Source organism: Actinomadura decatromicini (assembly GCF_008121305.1).
Taxonomy (GTDB): domain Bacteria; phylum Actinomycetota; class Actinomycetes; order Streptosporangiales; family Streptosporangiaceae; genus Spirillospora; species Spirillospora syzygii.
The window spans coordinates 1,153,148-1,171,407 of sequence record NZ_VSRQ01000001.1; the positions used below are offsets into that span (position 1 = coordinate 1,153,148).

General features: G+C 72.4%; 17 protein-coding genes. 1 reads left to right on the forward strand and 16 read right to left on the reverse strand.

Annotated elements, in window-relative coordinates; all coding sequences use genetic code 11:
• Positions 1-62: 62 nt before the first annotated feature.
• The 14 genes from FXF68_RS04645 to FXF68_RS04705 form a co-directional block, all read right to left on the reverse strand.
• The gene (locus FXF68_RS04645) at positions 63-896 is read right to left on the reverse strand and encodes an alpha/beta fold hydrolase (RefSeq protein ID WP_222869794.1); all 834 of its coding nucleotides are present in this window, start codon (positions 894-896) and stop codon (positions 63-65) included.
• Between the two features lie 109 nt (positions 897-1,005).
• The gene (locus tag FXF68_RS04650; protein ID WP_148757617.1) at positions 1,006-1,704 is read right to left on the reverse strand and encodes an alpha/beta fold hydrolase; all 699 of its coding nucleotides are present in this window, start codon (positions 1,702-1,704) and stop codon (positions 1,006-1,008) included.
• 246 nt (positions 1,705-1,950) lie between these two features.
• Entirely contained in the window at positions 1,951-3,306 is a 1,356-nt protein-coding gene (locus tag FXF68_RS04655; RefSeq protein WP_222869795.1) for a CotH kinase family protein, read from the reverse strand.
• Positions 3,307-3,574: 268 nt separating this feature from the next.
• Complete coding sequence (locus tag FXF68_RS04660) at positions 3,575-4,252, reverse strand: DUF4956 domain-containing protein (protein ID WP_148757619.1); 678 nt, start codon at positions 4,250-4,252, stop codon at positions 3,575-3,577.
• A gap of 6 nt (positions 4,253-4,258) precedes the next feature.
• Positions 4,259-5,239, reverse strand: a complete 981-nt coding sequence (locus FXF68_RS04665; protein WP_148757620.1) for a polyphosphate polymerase domain-containing protein — start codon at positions 5,237-5,239, stop codon at positions 4,259-4,261.
• A gap of 65 nt (positions 5,240-5,304) precedes the next feature.
• The gene (locus tag FXF68_RS04670) at positions 5,305-6,759 is read right to left on the reverse strand and encodes a HAMP domain-containing sensor histidine kinase (protein WP_222869796.1); all 1,455 of its coding nucleotides are present in this window, start codon (positions 6,757-6,759) and stop codon (positions 5,305-5,307) included.
• The gene (locus FXF68_RS04675; protein WP_148757621.1) at positions 6,756-7,457 is read right to left on the reverse strand and encodes a response regulator transcription factor; all 702 of its coding nucleotides are present in this window, start codon (positions 7,455-7,457) and stop codon (positions 6,756-6,758) included. Before FXF68_RS04675 ends, FXF68_RS04670 begins: the two co-directional genes overlap by 4 nt.
• Before the next feature lie 127 nt (positions 7,458-7,584).
• Positions 7,585-9,051, reverse strand: coding sequence for a sensor histidine kinase (locus FXF68_RS04680; RefSeq protein ID WP_148757622.1), 1,467 nt, complete (start codon positions 9,049-9,051; stop codon positions 7,585-7,587).
• A complete protein-coding gene (locus FXF68_RS44380) occupies positions 9,048-9,173 on the reverse strand; it encodes a hypothetical protein (RefSeq protein WP_281292128.1) in 126 nt (41 codons plus the stop codon). Before FXF68_RS44380 ends, FXF68_RS04680 begins: the two co-directional genes overlap by 4 nt.
• A gap of 40 nt (positions 9,174-9,213) precedes the next feature.
• Complete coding sequence (locus FXF68_RS04685) at positions 9,214-9,801, reverse strand: hypothetical protein (RefSeq protein WP_148757623.1); 588 nt, start codon at positions 9,799-9,801, stop codon at positions 9,214-9,216.
• Positions 9,802-9,843: 42 nt separating this feature from the next.
• Positions 9,844-10,473 carry a hypothetical protein gene (locus FXF68_RS04690; RefSeq protein ID WP_148757624.1) on the reverse strand — a complete coding sequence of 210 codons (630 nt, stop codon included), beginning with the start codon at positions 10,471-10,473 and terminating at the stop codon, positions 9,844-9,846.
• Positions 10,474-10,553: 80 nt separating this feature from the next.
• Entirely contained in the window at positions 10,554-11,831 is a 1,278-nt protein-coding gene (locus FXF68_RS04695) for an ABC transporter permease (RefSeq protein ID WP_148757625.1), read from the reverse strand.
• A 1-nt stretch (position 11,832) separates the two neighbouring features.
• Positions 11,833-12,609: an ABC transporter ATP-binding protein gene (locus FXF68_RS04700; protein WP_222869850.1), complete on the reverse strand. Its 777-nt coding sequence runs from the start codon at positions 12,607-12,609 to the stop codon at positions 11,833-11,835.
• Between the two features lie 104 nt (positions 12,610-12,713).
• On the reverse strand, positions 12,714-14,000 hold the full coding sequence (locus FXF68_RS04705) for an efflux RND transporter periplasmic adaptor subunit (protein ID WP_246178309.1): 1,287 nt from the start codon (positions 13,998-14,000) through the stop codon (positions 12,714-12,716).
• A gap of 139 nt (positions 14,001-14,139) precedes the next feature.
• On the opposite strand from FXF68_RS04705, the gene FXF68_RS04710 reads away from it, so the two are divergent.
• Positions 14,140-15,198: an HlyD family secretion protein gene (locus tag FXF68_RS04710; protein ID WP_148757627.1), complete on the forward strand. Its 1,059-nt coding sequence runs from the start codon at positions 14,140-14,142 to the stop codon at positions 15,196-15,198.
• Between the two features lie 116 nt (positions 15,199-15,314).
• Here FXF68_RS04710 and FXF68_RS04715 read toward each other — a convergent pair whose 3' ends face one another.
• Together FXF68_RS04715 and FXF68_RS04720 are read right to left on the reverse strand one after the other, a co-directional pair.
• A complete protein-coding gene (locus tag FXF68_RS04715) occupies positions 15,315-15,533 on the reverse strand; it encodes a hypothetical protein (protein WP_148757628.1) in 219 nt (72 codons plus the stop codon).
• A 70-nt stretch (positions 15,534-15,603) separates the two neighbouring features.
• The gene (locus FXF68_RS04720; protein ID WP_148757629.1) at positions 15,604-18,213 is read right to left on the reverse strand and encodes a winged helix-turn-helix domain-containing protein; all 2,610 of its coding nucleotides are present in this window, start codon (positions 18,211-18,213) and stop codon (positions 15,604-15,606) included.
• Between the last annotated feature and the right edge of the window lie 47 nt (positions 18,214-18,260).

Sequence of the window (18,260 nt, forward strand, 5' to 3'; positions counted from 1 at the left end):
CGTCGCGGCCGCAACAGCTCGGGCCAGGGCCATCATGGCCGGTCGCGCGGCCGGTCGCGCGGTCAGTCGGTGGCGTTGGCGGCCTGTTCGATAAGGGTGGTGGTGACGCCGGGGTGGCTCATCATCGGGACGTGGGAAGCTCCCTTGACCTCGATGGTGCGGGACTTGGCGCGCTGGTAGAAGAAGCGTTCCAGCGCGGGCGGGATCGCCTTGTCGGCGGTGGCGACGATCGCCCACGAGGGGATCGTGCGCCAGGCGGCGGCGGTGGTGGTGTCGGTGAGGGCCGACTGGGCGAACGGCCGCTGGGTGATCTGCATCAGGTCGGTGGTGGAGCGGGGCAGGTCGGCGGCGAACGCGGCCCGGAACTTGTCGGGTGGCAGATACAGGTCGATGCCGGTCTTGCCGCCGGGCAGCGGGTAGGGCACGCCCTGAACGGACTCCCCGATGAGGCTGCCGGGGTACTTGTTCAGCAGGACACCGAGCTGCTCGCCCTGGTCGGGGGCGAACGCGGCGACGTAGACCAGTGCCTTGACGTTGGGATTCCCGGCGGCGGCGTTGGTGATGACCGCGCCGCCGTAGGAGTGGCCCACCAGCACGATCGGGCCCTTGACCGACTTCAGCACGCTGGCGATGTAGGGGGCGTCGACCGGCAGGCCGCGCAGCGGGTTGGCCGGGGCCAGGGTCGGATAGCCGTCGCGGCGCAGCCGCTTGATGACGCCGTTCCAACCCGAGGCGTCGGCGAACCCGCCGTGCACCAGCACCACGGTGGGCTTGGCCTGCTGGCGGGTCTGGTCGGCGGCCACGGCCGAGCCGGACGGTGCCAGCAGGGCGGCCGCAACGACGACCGACCCGGTGGCCAGCGCCCGGCGGCGAGTGAACAGAAGACGGCGGTGCACCACGTGAACTCCTTGAGGACGAGACGGAAAAAGGGCACGGGAGCAACGCCCCGCCCGCACCGAAGGGGGGTTGGGGTCCGGGCGGGACGGTCTTGGTGTCGGGAGCCGTTCAGCTCACGCTGGTGGCGGCCTGGGCGATGACGGAGGCCACGACGGCGGGGTTGGAGACGTAGACCGCGTGGCTGCCGGGGGTCTCGGTGACGGTGGACCCGGCGCGCTCGGACATGGCGCGCTGAGCGGGCGGCGGGATCATCCGGTCGTCGGCGGCGACCAGATACCAGGACCGCTTGGCCCGCCAAGCGGGCTCCGACACCGCGCCGCCCAGCGCGTCCACCCCCCACGGGACCTGGGAGTCGGCCAGGAACGCCGCCTGCGCCGGGGACAGGTCGGCGGCGAACGAGGCGTGGAACTTCTCCCGGTCCAGGAGCAGGAACCCGTCCTTGGGCGGCAGGATCGGCGGCACCGGCGCGCCGGGCGGCGGGTCGGCGATCAGCGTGTTGACCGACTCGCCCTTGTCGGGGGCGAACGCGGCGATATAGGCCAGCGCCGCCACGTTGGGATGGTTGCCCGCCTCGGTGACCACCACACCGCCGTAGGAGTGGCCGACCAGCACGGCCGGGCCGTCCAGCCCGTCCAGGACCCGGTGGGTGGCGGCCACGTCACCGGCCAGCGACAGCGTGGGGTTCTGCACCACCGCCACCCGGTAACCGTCAGCGGTCAGGTGGTCGTAGACCCCCTGCCACCCCGACCCATCGACGAACCCACCGTGCACCAGCACGATGTTCTTGATCTGCGGACCTGCGCTCACGACGCTTCCTCCTTCGCCAAGGACCGATTCCCAGGACTGAGTAGGGAGATGCCCGAACGCTAAGACAGGACACAGCGTCTTCGATTGCGTCAAATGACGTAGATCGCCTCATCATCGCTGGTTGCCGCGAACACACGCCCCACCAACGCGACCGGACGCTCCAGCGACAAGCCGAGCCCGCGCCCTACCTCTCCTATGCCGCCGCGACCCGGCAACCTCTCCAAGCGGTACCGGCGGCGAGGAGGATCACCTGCCGATCTGGTCGTCGGCGGACAGGGTTTGCGCGCGAGTCTTGAGCGTCGCGCGGAGGGTCTTGGCCTCCGCCTCGATCCGCGCGGTGTCGGCGCCGGAGTTCGCCTTGTACGACCGGACGATCGAGTCGAGCAGCCTGGACAGGGCTCCGTTCGCCACCAGTTTCTGATTCAGGGCGCGGTATTGCTCGATATAGAGCCTCTTGAAGGCGGGGGTTTTCAGGAACCTGTCCTTCAGGGCGTGGCCCATGCGGGGTCCGCCCGGCCGTCCTCCGTTCTGGCCGGGCCCGCCGGGCCCACCGGGCGGTCCCAGCGGCGCCTGTCCCTGCGGAGGCTGACCCTGCGGAGGCTGGCCCTGGGTTTGCCGCGTCGGGTTCCGCCCGCCCGGGAAACCCATGGAGACGGTGCTCTTCGGGTCGGTCTTGGCGTCCCCGCTGAAGGCGAAGTTGAGGTCCCACGTGATGACCTTGAACTTGGTGGAGGCGCGGTCATACCACAGGTAGTAGTTACGGCCCGGGCCGGCCATGTCATCGAAGTTCGTCATCAGGTTCTGCAAGGCCAGGTAGCGGGCGAAGGACTCGACGTCCACCCGGCGGGCGAGTCCGGCCGCGAACTCCTTGTCGGAAGCCTTCTCGACCCATTTCACCAGGTCGATGACCGGCTGGAGGTCGGTCGCGCCGAGTTTGCTGATCTGCTTGTAGTCGGTGGTGTACTTGGTCTGGTCCTCGCCCTTGTAGGTGAAGGTGCTCGTGGCGAGCGATTTGTACAGCACTCCGTCGCCGAGTTCTTCGGCGTAGCCCTCGTCGAGGTATTCCACTATCAGGCGCGGTTTCGACGTCCGGCCGTTGACCGAGAAGGAGCTGTAGGCGTAGCGCTGGGTGGGTTCGCCGGCGGCGCCGACCGTCGCGATCGCCAGCGCCTCGTTCACCAGGGTCGCCGAACCCATGGCGGCCGGGCGGACGGCGATCTGCGTGCGGCCCTGGTAGCGGCGGCCCTCCACGAACTCGTCGAAGCTGATCAGCCAGGGCAGGTCCTCCGGCTGCTCGGCCTTCAGCGCGGCGCCGAACCCGCCGGGGCCGTTCATCGGAGGACGGCCATCGCCCGGAGGCTGACCATTGCCCGGAGGCTGGCCGTTCCCCGGCGGCGGCATGCCTTCCGGAGGCTTGCCGCCGCCGGGGAAGCCGCCGGGGCCGCCGCCCGTGCGCGGGCGCGATTTGCCTTTCCACGTGAAGCCCGCCAGCGTGGAATTCCCCTTGAGCCGGATGCCCACGCTGGGAATCGTCACGCCGTCGACAGTCAGGTCCGCCTCGACGTATTCCTTCTCACCGCTCTTCCAGTATTCGTTGAGCATGTCCTTGTACGACTCGTCCCGGAAAGAGAGCTTCACCTGATGCGGGACGGACGCGTCGAACAGGTTCTTGTTCCCGCGGATGTCGACGGTGACCGGGTCGGAAGAGTCGGCGCGGCTGCCGGTGACGTACGGGTGGATGGACCCGCTGCCGAACACGCCCCAGCAAAGGCCGAGGAAGGCCAGGGTGAGGGCGACGAGGCGCCAGTTGTGCCGCAGCCGTACCGGTATCCGGTGCCGTAGGCGGCGGGTGGGAGCGCTCATCACGGGCCTACAGGTCGGTCTGGTCGTATCCGGTCAGCACCGTGACGGGCTGGCCCTGGTTGCGTTCGCGGAGCGCGGCGATGACGTCGGCCGGCTCGCTGCCCTTCTTGATCCTGACGGTGTACATCAGCTCGACGAGCGCGCCGCCCCTGATGGTCTCCATGCTGACCAGCTCGAACTCGTCGGTGTGCCGGATGAGGACGTCCTGGATGACGGGCGTGTAGTCCTCGTCCGGCGGAACCTGGACCTTGACCACCTGCCGCCGGACGCTCAGCGCGAACCAGTTGAACCGGTGCATGATCATGATGACCAGGGAGATGGCCACCGCGGCGACGACGGCCAGGGTGTAGAAGCGGGTGCCGACGGCCATCCCCACGCCCATCACGAGGAAGATGAACCCGACGTCGCGGGTCTCCTTGATGGCGTTGCGGAAGCGGACGACCGACAGCGCGCCCACCAGCGCGAACGCGCGGGCGATGTTGGAGCCGACCACCAGCATGATCAGGGAGATGAGCATGCCGAGGACGACCAGCGTCTGGACGTAGGACTGGCTGTACGACACGTTCCGGTGCGTCGCCCGGTAGATCCAGCCGATCATCGCGCTGAGGGCGAACGACAGGGCCATCGCGATCGCGATGTCGGCGACGCTGAACGTGCCGGAGAGGTCCTGGAAGGAGAAGTCCATGGGGGTTCAGGCTTTCGTTGAGGCGGTGTGCAGGCCGGTCGGCGTCGGCGACTGTTCGCGTTCCGGGGCACCGGGTCGCGGGGGACGCTGATCTCGGACGTGCCGGTCGTGGACGAGGTGGGCGTCGTGGGCGTCCTGGTCCGGGACGTGGAAGACCGAGCGCGGCGCGAGCCCGTAGGCCTCCACGCTCTGGCAGTACTTGGAGACCCGGACGACCTGGAGGTTCCTGGCAGCGGTCAGATCGGTCAGCCAGTACGGGACCCGCTCGTTCGCCTTGACCTCCAGGATCGCCTTGTGCGGCGGGACGATGAGCCGGTTCTCGGCGTCGGCGCCGAGGTGGAAGTCGCGGTCGCGGCCCCGGACCCGCTGGTCGAGGGTGACGCGCAGGCCGACGTCGGCGTCCCGTCCGACGAACGCCTGCCGCTGGTAGCCGGTCATCGCGGTCGGGCGCAGGTCCAGCCGGGAGACCAGGTCCAGGACCTCCTCCAGGAAGGCCCGCTGCGACGGCTCGTGCCGCACCATCTCCCGGCGGTCGCACAGGAGCAGCGCGTCCCGGTAGGGCAGCCGCACCCGGCGCTTCTGCGTGACCCGGTTGACCCGCTGCTTGATCTCGACGAAGACCGGGGTGTCGGCGTCCACGCAGAAGCGGTCGCCGTAGTGCCGGACCCGCAGTTTGCGGCGGAACCGCAGCCCTTCGATCTTCTCCCAGTAGAACCGCAGCGAGCGGGTGTCGTAGTAGACGCTCCAGACGCCGTAGCCCTGGTCTCCGCTGTGCTCGTCGGGGTCGAGGCGGCGGCGGAGCTCGGCACGGAGGTCGTCCGCGTCGGCGGCGTCGACGAGGTACTTGATCTCGTACCGGTTGAAGGCGTGCAGCGTGCTCGGCGCCCGCAGCCGGTGCCCGACCTCGCCGGTCACCGGCGGTGAATCCGGGGCGTCCTCGTCAGCTTGGCCTGCGGTTTCGTCGCGTTGGCGGAATCTGCGCAGCATCTCTCTCCTTGGGAGTCCGCGCATATCCGACACTACGAAGCTGGGAACAATGTGTGAACGGAAGGCTAACCAGAGATGAATGGAAGAAGGACACGGAAGGTCGCGCCCGTTCCGACGCCGCTGGACGCCTCCATCCGCCCGCCGTGCGCCAGGACGAGCGCCGCCGCGATCGCGAGGCCGAGGCCGGTGCCGCCCGTCCCGTCCGTGTCACGGGACCGGTCGGCGTCCGCCCGGTAGAAGCGGTCGAACACGCGGGGCAGATGCTCGGGCGCGATTCCCGGCCCCTGATCGGCCACCTCGATCAGCACGGCGTCCGCGCCCGGCGCGGGCCCCGAACCGGTGTGCGCGCCCGCCGGGCTCCCCGCCCGGACGCGGTCGACGCTCACCCTTACCGGCGTGCCGTCCGGCGTGTGGGTCAGCGCGTTGCCGACGACGTTGCCGATGACCTGGTGGAGCCGCCGCTCGTCGCCCCTGACCGTGACCGGGCGGTCGGACAGGACCAGCCGGACGGGCCGGTCGCCGTCGCGGGCACGGGCGGCGTGCACGGCGTCCCCCGCGAGGACGCTCAGGTCCACCACGTCCATCTCCAGGGCGGGCTCCCGGTCGAGTCGCGCGAGCAGCAGCAGGTCCTCGACGAGCCGCCCCATCCGCTCCGCCTCGTTCTCGATGCGGCCGAGGAGGCGTTCCGCGGCCGGATCCTTGCGGCCCGCGCCGTGATGGTAGAGCCGGGCGAATCCGCGGATGGACGTCAGCGGCGTGCGCAGTTCGTGGGAGGCGTCGGCGACGAAGAGGCGCATCCGCTCCTCGGAGCGTTCCCGTTCGCGGAGCGCGTGGCCGAGGCGGCCCAGCATGGTGTTGAGGGCCTGGCCGAGCCGACCGGTCTCGGTGCGCGGGTCGGTGTCGCCGACCCGCCGGTCGATCTCCCCGCCCGCTATGGCCACGGCCGTCCGCTCCATCCTGGTCAGCGGACGCAGCCCCAGCCGCACCACCCCCCAGGCCAGGCCGCCCAGCGCCAGCAGGACGAGCACGCCCACCGACGCCTCGATCACGAGCAACTGGTTGACCGCCGACCGCGTCGAGGCCAGCGACATGCCCGCCACCGCGCGGGTGCCGTCCGGAAGGCGCACGACCAGGACACGCCACTCGGCGCCGCCGGTGCGGCCGGGCACGGTGAACGGCCCGTCCGGCGCGCCGGCCACCGCGTCCGCGGACAGCGCCGGGCCCTCACCGGCATCGTCGGGCACCTCGCGCAGCAGCGTCCCCGACGCGTCGTGGAAGGCGATGCGGAACTCGGTCGGCAACTTCACCTCGCGCGAGTCCGCGGACCTCGGCGCCGGCGGCGGCCTGCGGTGCAGCGGGGCCGTCATGTCGGCCAGTTGGACGTCCACCCGGCGCACGAGCGACCGTTCCAGCAGCAGCACCCCGGCGACGGCGAACCCCGCCACCGCCGTCGCCGACAGCACGAGCATCGCGGCCAGCAGCCGATGCCGCAGCGGCCACGACCGGCGCCACGACCTCACCGCGGCTCCTGCAACCGGTAGCCCACCCCGCGCAGGGTGTGGATGAGCGGTGGACCCGAGGCGTCGACCTTGCGCCGCAGATAGCTGATGTAGGACTCCACGACCCGGCTGCTGCCGTCGAAGTCGTAGTCCCAGACGCGGTCCAGGATCTGCGCCTTGCTCACCACCCGCCCGGCATTGATCATCAGATAGCGCAGCAGCGCGAACTCCGTCGGCGACAGATGGAACGACCGCCCCGCCCGGCGGGCCAGCCGCGCCTCCTCGTCCAGTTCGAGATCCGCGTAGCGCAGCACCCCGTCGCCGGACCGGCCGTCCGGGCGCCCGGTCCGGCGCAGGATCGCGCGGACCCGCAGGATCACCTCGTCCAGGTCGAACGGCTTGGCGACGTAGTCGTCCCCGCCCGCGGTCAGCCCGGCGATCCGGTCGGCCACGGCGTCCTTCGCGGTGAGGAACAGCATCAGCGGCGCGTCCGCGCGCGCCCGCAGCCTGCGCGCCACCTGGTAGCCGTCCACGTCGGGCAGCATCACGTCCAGCACGACGAGATCGGGGCGGACCCGGTCGACGGCGTCCAGGGCCCTGCCCCCGCTGGCGGCGGTGGTCACGCCGAACCCCTGGAGCTGGAGCGCCTCGGCCAGCAGCTCCCGGATGCCGGGCTCGTCATCCACGACGAGGACTTTGGCACGGTACGACTCGTCCATGCCAGAGTCCTACACGCGCAATCTGAAAACTCTCTATGAGATTCCTGCCGTCCCGGCGCCGTGTCTCCGGACACGGCTCCGCCTTCGGCCCCGTCCTCCCGCACCGCCCACCGGACGCCCGACCTGGTCAGTCGCCAGGGGTTGGGGTGCCGGGGAGGTGAACGCGGGCGAGGGTGCCACCGCCTGGAGCAGGTTCCAGGGCGACGGTTCCGCCGGTCTCGGCGATGACGCGCGCGACGATGGACAACCCCAGGCCGGAGCCGGGCAGGCTCCGTGCGGAGGGTGATCGCCAGAACCGGTCGAAGACGTGGGGGAGGTCGGCGGCGGCGATGCCGGGTCCGTGGTCGCGGACGGTGAGTTCCCCGCCGGTGAGGCGGACGTCGACGGTTCCGCCGGATGGGGAGAACTTGACGGCGTTGTCGAGGAGGTTGACGGCGGCGCGTTCGAGGGATGCGGGGTCGCCGTGGACGTACCAGGGCTCGGTGTCGGCGCGGATGGTGAGGCCGGGTCCGCGGAGGCGGGCGCGGTCGACGGCGCGGTCGACGGCCTGGTGGAGGGGGACGGTCTCGCGGACGGGCCTGGCCTCGTCGGGGCGGGCGAGTTCCAGCAGGTCGCCGACGAGGCTGGTGAGTTCTTGCATTTGTGCTTTGACGCTGGTGAGGAGGTCGTGGCGGGCGGGGGCGGGGAGGTCGCGGCCGGTGGCTTCGGCGCGCAGCAGCAGGTCAATGTTGGTGCGGAGGCTGGTGAGGGGGGTGCGCAGTTCGTGTCCGGCGTCGGCGATGAGTTGGGATTGGTGTTCGCGGGAGGCGGCGAGTGCGGCGGTCATGCTGTTGAAGGAGCGGCCGAGGCGGGCGATCTCGTCGGTGCCGTGGGCGGGGATGCGCACGGCGAGGTCCTCGGTGCGGGCGATGTGCTCGACGGCGTCGGTGAGCTCGTCCACGGGCCGCAGTGAGGCGCGGGCGATGGCCAGTCCGGCGGCGGCGGAGGCCAGGACGCCGAGGGCGGTGACGGCGGCCAGGAGCAGGGCGAGGTTGTCCAGGGGGCCTTGGACCTCGTCCAGCGACAGCGCGAACGACACCGCGGCCTGTTCGCCGGCGTCGGTGCGGAAGGGGCGGGTGAGGACGCGGACGTCGTCCTGGGTGTGGTCGGCGGTGCGGCCGGTTCCGTCGCGGTAGAGGGGGCCGCGCTCGCCGCGGGCGACCGCCGCGTCGGCTGGGGTGGTGTCCAGGGTTCCGGCGCCGGGGACGGTGCAGGTCCGTCCGCGCGCGTCGATGAGCTGCACAATGGCGAACGGGCCGGGCGGCCGGGATCCGTCGCCCTGCGACGGGGTCGCGGAGCAGGCGGCGAGCGCCTCGATGAGCTGCCGGGACATCGGTGGGCGGAACGGCCGGTCGCCCTCGGGGCTGGGCCGCTCGCCGGACCCGACGGTCAGGCGCCGGTCCAGTTCGCGGTAGAGCTGGTTGCGGGTGATCAGCCATCCGGCGGTCGCGCAGGCGGCGACGGCGAGCGCCACGGCCGCCGCGGTCAGCAGCGCCATCCGAGCACGCAGGGTCAGCCGCCGGGTGACCGGCGGGCGCGACGCCCGGGTGGTCATCGGGTGGCCGCCGCGCGGAGGACGGTGTGCGGGAGGCGGGGGTGGGTCAGGTCGATGAGGCGGACGGCGGCCTCGCCGTCCGCGCTCAGGACCCGCGCCTCCCCCGGCATACCCCGCTCCACGCGTTCACGATAATCGGCGCAGGTCATGGTCGGTCCCGGATCAGGTACCCGGGGTCGGGGAGCCGCTCCGCCGGGGCAGCAGGGGCTGACAGGTCTTGAGGGCCTTGGCGATTTTGGGATCGGCGGTCTTGAGGTCCGACGGCCGGGTGTTCTCGGGGACCTCGGCGCCGTTCTTGGCCATGCAGTCACGGAACGCGGCCATCGCGTCGGCGTTTCCGGGGCCCTGCCCGCCGCCGGGGCCTTGGCCGTTGCGGGGCGACGGGCGCAGCGACGCGCACGCTTCGAACGCCTTCCGCTGCTCGGGCGGAAGCGAACGCATCCCGCCGCCGGGGCCGCCTGACGGGCGCCCGGTCGGACGTCCGCTGCCGGGAGCACCGGTCGGGACGCCTTGCGAGGGTCGGCCGGACGGCGGGCCGCCCTCCGGACCCCGGCCTCCGCCCTGCGGCATCTGGACGCCCTGTTTCTTCAGGCACTCCTGGAACGCCTGCATGGATCGGTCGGCACCGCCGCCGGTCGGGGAAGCGGACGTCTTGTCGTCGCCTCCGCCGCCGCAGCCGGTGAGCGTCACCGCCATGGCCAGGGCCGCGAGACCGGTTCCCAGGCGGATCGGTGAAAGCCGTGCGGTCATGTTCGTGATCCCTTGGTCGTAGGGGGTTGGGGATTGGGGGAATCAGTTGCCCGGACGGGAACCCTGGGTGATGGCGGTCGCGGAGATCTTGCCGGAGGAGCCGGAGGAGCCCTGCACGCTGACCGTCGATCCCGGTTTCAGGTCGGACGCCTTGCCGGCGCGGCTGATCTGGATCTTGGTCGAACCGCTGGTCTCGACAGTGACCAGGCCGCCGTCCAGGGTCTGCACGTAGACGGTGTCGCCGCTGACGAGCTTGACGGTCCCGACGGTCATGCCGCCTTGCGACCCGCCCTGGCCGCCGCCCTGGGGAGCGCCGCCCTGCGAGCCGCCGCCCGCCGTTCCTCCCGGACCGGCGCCCCTGCCTCCGGGGTAACCGGCCGCGGGCCCGCCGCCGGGCAGGCCGCCGCCCGTTCCGTTGCGCGCGCCCACGGCGGCCGGACCGGGCGAGGACCCGTCCGGGCCCCACCGCTTGTTCGCCTCGATCCCGCCGACGAACCCGGCGGCCAGCAGCAGTCCGCCGACCAGCACGAGGGTCAGCGACGGCCGGGGGCGCTCCCTGGGCGCGGCGTCGAGCGCCGTCTGCACGTCGTCCTCGAAGGGGGACGAGCTCAGCACGTCCTCCGGGTCGTCCGCCGGGGCGTCGCTCGGGCGGACGGGTCGTCTCACGGCCACGAGGGCCTCCTCATCAACTGGGACCACGGGTGGCGTCGGTCTCTCGGGCGGATCACTCATGGCGGATCACTCATGGCGGATCACTCATGGCGGAGTGCCTCGATGGGACGCAGCCCGGCGGCGCGTCCCGCGGGGAAGCCGCCGAAGAACAGGCCGATGCCGACCGACACGCCCAGGGAGAGCAGGATCGAGCTCGGCACGATGACGGGGTCCACGCCGAGGACGGTGAACTGGCTGCCGACGACGCCGACGGCCACCCCGCTCAGCCCGCCGACCAGGCTGAGCACGATCGCCTCCGCCAGGAACTGGCCGAGGATCGCGCGGCGCGGCGCGCCGATGGCCTTGCGGATGCCGATCTCCCGGGTCCGTTCGGTGACGGTGACCAGCATGATGTTGGTGATCCCGATCCCGCCGACCAGGAGGCTGATCGCGGCGACCGCGCCGAGCAGCACGGTGAACGTCTCGCTGGACTCGCTGGCCGTCTCCTGCAGGCTGGCCTGGTTCTGGACGCTGAAGTCCGCCGCCGACCCGGTCCCGACACCGTGCCGCTGGTTGAGGATCTGGGTGATCTCGGCTTCCGCGGCGCCGGTGGCGCCGGGTCCCGTGGCCTGGACGACGATCTGGTCGAGGCCGCCGAACCCGGTCAGGCTCTGCCGGACGGCGTCCAGCGGGGCGATGGCGAGGTCGTCGGAGTCCTGGATGCCGGACGAGCCCTTCTCCTTGAGCACCCCGACCACCGTGAAGGGCACTCCGTTGACGGCGATCTGCTTGCCGACCGGTCGCACCGTGCCGAACAGCTCGTCCACGACGGTCTGCCCGATGACCACGACCTTGCGGGCCTGGTCGACGTCCGCCTGGGTGAAGGCGGAGCCGGTACCGACCGCGTTGCTGGTCGCGTCGAAGTACGCCGGGCCGCTGCCGACGAACTGCGAGATCGCGTGGCTGCTCCCCTCGTAGGCGGCCGTGGCCGACTGCGCCGTCACCACCGGGGACGCCGACTTGACCGACGGGGCGGCGGCCTTGTCTGCGAGCGCCTTGGCGTCGTCCACCGTCAGGTCCTTGGCCTGGATCCGGGGCCCGGAGCTCTGCTGCTGGCCGCCGCCCGCGAAGCCGGGGAATCCGCCGCGCGGCCCGGCCCCGCCCGGACCGCCCCCGCCCGTGGTGGACGGACGGACGGTCAGCGTGTTCGAGCCCAGCCGCGCGATGCTCTCCTGGATCTGCCGGGACGAGCCGTTCCCGACCGCCACCAGCAGGATGACGGCGGCGACGCCGATCAGGATGCCGAGCGTCGTCAGCCCGCTGCGCAGCTTGTTGGCGGACAGCCCGCGCAGGGCGAACCGAACGATGTCGCGATTCACCTCACCACCCCCGCTCGGCGGGACCAGAGCCGGATGCGGGCTCCGGGCCGGGGTCGGTGGCGTCGGCGGCGGCCGCTGCCAGGCCGGGCGGCGGGCCGTTCACCGGGGCGTTGCGGACGTCCTCGACGATCCGCCCGTCGACCAGCCGCAGCGTCCGCTTGGCGTGTGCGGCGACCTCGGTCTCGTGGGTGATCACCACGACGGTGCGGCCCTGGGCGTTGAGGCGGTCGAGGATCGCCAGCACCTCCGCGGTCGAGGCGGTGTCGAGGTTGCCGGTCGGCTCGTCCGCCAGCAGGAGCGCCGGAGCGGTCACCAGCGCCCGCGCGACCGCGACCCGCTGCTGCTGCCCGCCGGACAGCTCGTTCGGCTCGTGGTTGACGCGCTCGCCCAGCCCGACCAACCGGAGCGCGGCCCGCGCCCGGCGCCGCCGCTCGGACGCCCCGACCCCGCCGTAGGCCAACGGCAGTTCCACGTTCGCCAGCGCGCTCATGCGCGGTATGAGGTTGAAGGACTGGAAGACGAAGCCCAGTTTGCGGTTGCGCAGGACGGCGAGCTGGCCCTGCGTCAGCTCGCCGACGTCGGTGCCGTCGAGCAGGTAGCTGCCCGTGGTGGGCACGTCCAGGCAGCCGAGGATGTTCATCAGCGTCGACTTGCCGGACCCCGAGGCGCCCATGAACGCCACGTAGTCGCCGCGGTGCACCTCAAGGGACACCCCGCGCAGGGCGTGCACGGCCGTCTCGCCGTGCCCGTAGACCTTGACGACGTCCCGCGCGTCCAGGACGGGGGCCGCGCCGCTCTCCCGGCCCGGGGCCGCGCCGTCGTACGGGACGCAGCGGACCGCACCGCCGCGCGGGGCGGGGGCCGCGCCGTCGTAGGGGGAGGTCACGGCCGCCCTCCCCCGCCGCCTCCGCCGAGCCGCGCGCCGCCCGGGCCGCCGCCGGGGAATCCGCCGCCGGGGAACCGGCCGTTCTGGCCGCTGGAGCCGGTGGTGGTCGTGATGAGGACGGACTCGCCCTCGGCCAGACCCGACGTGATCTCGGTGCCCTGGTCGCCGGTCAGTCCCGTCTGCACCGTCTTCACGGTCTGCGTCCCGTTCGCGACCACCGTGACCGTGCTGCGCCCGCCCGCCGTCCGGACGGCGGCGGCGGGCACGTACAGGACGTTCTCCGCCTTGCCCGTCGTCACCTGGACCTGCGAGGTCTGGCCGAGCCGAACCCCGTCCGGACGCTCGGTGAGGGCGATCCGCACCCCGTACCGCACCACGTTGTTCTCCGTTGTGGACGTCTGGTCGATCGCCGTCACCGCACCGGAGGCGGTCACGCCCGGCAGCGCGTCGAACGTGATCGTGGCGGGCCGCCCCTTCTTGATCTTGGTGATGTCGGCCTCGGTGAAGCTCGCGCCGACCTCCAGGTGGGACGTGTCGGCGATCGTCATGAACCCCGATCCGGAGCCGCTCGACGACGAGCCGCCCGACGAGCCCGACCCCCCGGACCCACCGGTCCCGCCGGACCCGCCGCCGCCCGGCTGCCCGCTGGACGAGCCCGCGGATCCGGTCGTTCCGGTCGTTCCGCTCGACCCGCCGGAGGGCCCGCCGACCGTGCCGTTGACCACGGTGATCGTCCCGGCGTAGGGCGCCTTCATCGTCGTCCCGGCGAACTGCCGGAGGGCGTCGTTGTACTGGGCCTTCGCGGACACGTAGGTCGAGTAGCCGGACGCCGTCGAGGTGTCGCCCTCGGCCGCCGCGTCCAGGGACGCCTTGGCGGAGCGCACCGAGTCCCGGGCGGCGGTGTCGTCGAGGGTGGCCAGCACCTGCCCCTTCGACACCGTCTCACCGGCCTTGACGTCGATGGACTCGACCGTCCCCGACGTCCCGAAACTGAGGTCGGCGGTCTTGGCGCCGGTCACCGAACCCGACGCGGAGACCGTGGCCAGCAGCGTCCCGCGGGAGACGGTGCCCGTGCGGGTCTGGGCGGCGGGCTCCCCGTCGTCCGACAGCGCCAGGTAGCCGTACCCGCAGGTGGCCAGGAGGACGGCCGCGAGCACGCCGTTGACGACCGCCTTACGGCGATTGACCGGCTTCCCGCGGCGATGCCCGGCCTGCCCCCGCCCGGGCGGGGACGGCGGCGCCTTCACCGGCGGCGGCTTCCCCGGAGAGATCTGCGCATCCACCCGGAGAACAGTGCCGGACCTGCGGCGGCGGACTCTGAACGCCGTCTGAGAAAACCGTTAAAGCGGGGAGGGCGTTCTCATCGGATTCTCAGCCGTCCGGAAAGGGCCCGCGGCCACGGGTGCGGCATTCTCGACTGCCATGAGCCCACTCGCCCTGGCACGGCGGTTCCGCCGTGTCCCTACCCTGATCTGGCCGGCGTTCACACTCCTGATCGTCATCGGGGTCCTGCTGGTGTGGGCGGGTGGAGGCGGGAAGGCGTCACCGGCGTCCTCCCGGGGACCCGTCTCGGCCCCGGCGCCCGACGGCGTGGCCGCCGCCGGGACGGTGCGGAGCGCCGACACCCGCGACCTCGCGTTCGGCACGGCGGGCAAGGTCGTCGCGCTGGGCGTGCGCGTCGGCAACAAGGTGCGGGCGGGCCGGGTGCTGGCGCGGCTGGACGACACCCAGGCCAAAGAGCGGCTCCAGGTGGCCGAGGCGGCCCTCGACGCCGCCGTGGAGTCGCGGGACGCGCCTCAACAGCAACCGTCCGGCAGCCCCGGCGGCTCGGCCGGTTGCACCGCCGCGGCGGCGGCCTATGGCATGCCCACGCGAACGCCCGTGACGACCTCGCCGACACCGACACCGACGCCGTCGGCGCCCAGGTCTCGGACGCCGTCCTCGCAACCGAGCCCCGCACCCGCGCCCACCACGACACGGCGCGCGCCGAGCGGCGGGTGCGGCGCCCAGGGGCAGCCGAGCCCGTCCTCGTCCGGGCAGAACGGCTCGTCCGGACGGCAGAGCCAGGCCGAGGCGCAGGTCATCCGCGCCGAGACCGAACTCAGGGAGGCGCAGCGCGCGCTCGCCGGAACCCGCATCACCGCGCCCATCGACGGCACCGTCCTGACGGTCGCGGGCACCACCGGCACCCAGGTGTCCGGCGCCGGCTCCGCCGGCTTCATCACGCTCGGCGACCTGACCGAGTTGCAGGTGGAGGGCATGTTCTCGCAGAGCGACGTGGCCCGGCTGAAGGTCGGGCAGGACGCCTCGATCACCCTTCCCGTGCGCCCCGGCGCGAAGTACACCGGCAGCGTCGTGCACATCGACCCGTCCGCCACCACGGACGGCGACCTCGTCCGCTACGGCGTGAAGATCGCCTTCGACGACGCCCCAGACGGCCTCCTCATCGGCATGAACGCCACCGTGACCGTCGCCCCTTGACCTTCGACGCCTCGTCCACGACGCGGTCCCGATGCCCGCGGATCGGCCGGGTCGTCCGACGGGTGGACGGTTTCACCGCCAGATGATTCGCTTCTACAAGCCGTCCTTTGGATCAATCATTCAGGAGTGTGCGTTTTGCGGACTTCGAGGAGGTCGAGGCCGAGTGCCTCGAGCTGCGCGAGGACCCCGTAGAGCGCCGAGGAGTCGGGGAGCGCGCCGGTGAGCACGGTCTGGCCGCCGTCCCGGTGCGCGGTCAGCGCCGGGAACGCCATGAGGAAGGTCGGGCCCAGGTGGCCGCTTACTCGTATCTCGTACACGTTCGGGTCGTCGCCCACCAGGCCATGGTGCACGGAGGGCAGGTGACCCGGCATCGCCGGTTCCGGGTGACCCTCGGACGGCGGGACATCAGGACCGGCCGTGCGACAGCAGCCTCAGCTCCCGGCCGCGTCGGACGGCTGCCGACCGGTCGGTCGCGCCGAGCTTGGCGTAGATCCTGCGGATGTGGGTGTTGACGGTGTTGAGGGACACCGACAGCTCACCCGCGATCTCCGACCGGGTGAGGTTGGACGGCAGGTAGCGCAGCACGCGCAGCTCACTCGGGCTGAGCTCCGGCGCGGGCCGGGGTCCCGCGGGTTTCACGGCCTGGACGGCCCCGCCGTGCACGGCGTCGAGGATGTCGGTGATCAGCGTGCCGTGCGCGGTCTCGCGCGGGGGGATCGCCTCCAGCAGCCGCCACGCGCCGGTCAACGCGAACGGCAGGACCAGCCGATCCGGTTCCGCCAGATCGAGCGCCCGCTCGATGGCCTTCCACGCGGCTCGCTGATCGCCCAGGGCCCGGCAGGCCAGCGCGTCCAGAAGATGGGCTTCGACGAGTGTGCACCCGAGCCGGGACGAGGCGGCACCGTCGAGGACGGGTGCCAGAGCGCGTCGGGCGGCCTTGGGTGCGCGGTCGGCGAGCCGGACGACCGCCAGGGCGTTGCGGATCTCTCCGGAATCGGCCCGCCGGTCGTCGAGCGCCTCAAGCGCCGTCCGCGCCCGGTCGGTCATGCCGAGGCGGACGTGGGTGGCCGCCGTCAGGCCGGTGACCAGCTTCGCCAAGGCGTGCTCGCCCGCCATGAGCGCCTGGGCATGCTCCGCGGTGGCGTACTCCCGCAGGGCTCGCCTGTGGTCGCCCCGGGCGGCGTGGAAGGACCCGGCGACCAGGTGCAGCAGCAGCCGGACGCCCGGCTCGCTCCCCGGCGTGGCCGCCTCCTCCGCTCGGTCCAGCCACTCCCGGGCCCGGCCGAACTCGCCGGTCCAGACGTACGTCCCCGCGAGCGTCGCCAGCGCGGGAGCGATCACCGGTTCGGTGCCCCAGCCGTGCCGGGACGCCAGCGTGATCGCCTCCTCGCAGCGCCGCCGCGCCAGGGCCACCGAACGGAGGACGGCGGTGAAACCCAGGTGGGCGAGACACGCCACCTGCAGGTAGGGCCTGCCGATGTCGCGGGCGAGTGCCGCGCCCTCGGTGAGATGCCGTTCCCCGTCGCGCGGCCGCAGCGACCATGCCTCGGTGACGCCCAGGTTCAGCAGCGCGAGGGCTCGCAGGTCGCTGCCGAGCGCGATGTCGGCGTTCGACCGGACGGAGAACACCGGTGGCAGCGCGTCCACCTGCTCGCGGATCGCGTCGAGGTCGCCCCGCAGCCGTGCCAGCAGCAGGTCCAGCGACGCGATCGTCACCGCGAGCCGGTCGCGGAATTCGGGCGGCCCGGCTTCGGCGAGCGACCGCCCGACCTCCAGGTGCGCCGCAGCCTCCACCAGGTGCGTCCGGTTCAGCTCGGCGATCGTGTTCACCAGGGCCAGTTCCGGGGCCGCGTCGGCGGTCCCCGGCGGGAAGGCGCGCAGCAGGGCCGCCACGGTTCCCGCCCGGCCGTCCAAGGTCAGGCTGAGCGCATGGTCGCAGAGCAGCCGGGCGGCCCGCGGCCAGTCGCCCGCCGCCTGCAGGTGCCGGATCGCGTCGGCGAACCGCGCGTGCTCGACGAACCAGCCGGCGGCGAGCCGGTGCAGGTCGGGGATCTCACCGGGCTGTCTCCGGCGCAGTTCCAGGCGGAGCAGATCGCCGAACAGCCGGTGGTAGCGGAACCAGGTGCGTTCGGGATCGAGTGAGAGGACGAAGGCGGCGGAGTCCTCCAGCTCCAGCAGCGTTCGCTCCGACCCTGACGCGCCGGTGAGCAGGTCCGCCAGCTCTCCGTTGACCCGGTCCAGCGGCGAGGTGCGCAGCAGCAGCCGCTGGACGCCGGACGGCAGCCGCTCCAGCAACTCGGCCAGCAGGTAGTCGGCGACCGTCCGGTCGCTGCCGGAGAACTCGGCGACGAACCGCTCGGGATCGGGGTGACCGTCCAGCGACAGGACCGCCAGCCGCAGCCCGGCCGCCCACCCCTCGGTCCGCTCGTGGAGGAGGGCGACCGCACGATCGGGCAGGGTGAGCCCGGCGGCGGCGATCAGCGCCCGGGTCTCCGCCTCGCTGAAACGCAACTGCGCGAGGCGGATCTCCGCCAGTTCCCCGTCCAGCCGCATCCGGTGCAGGCGCAACGGCGGATCGCGGCGACCCGCCACGATCGCGTGCACGTCCGCGGGCAGGCGCGACAGCAATGACCTGAGGCCGTCGAGGGCATCGGGGGAGACGAGTTCGTGCAGGTCATCGACGATCAGGACGAACGGACCGTCCGCGCCGCCGAGTTCGGACAGCACCGCGTCCACCAGCGCGGAGCCGCTGGTGCCGGGCGACGCAGGCGGCGGATCCGCGCCGACGGCGAGAGCCTCCCGGACCGCGGCGAGCACCGCCGACCAGAACACCTGAGCATCGTGCTGGTCCGGCGGCACCGTCACGAATGCGACCCGGCGGCTCTGCCCCGGCCGGGCGGCCCACGCCCGGAGCAGAACCGTCTTCCCGCTGCCCGCGGGCGCCGAAACGACCGTCACCTTCCGCCGGGCGGCACGGTCGAGCGCGGCGACCAGGTCGTGACGGTCGATCAACATGCGCTTCCTCCCGCCGCTGGACGGATCACCGGGTTCCGGCGACGACC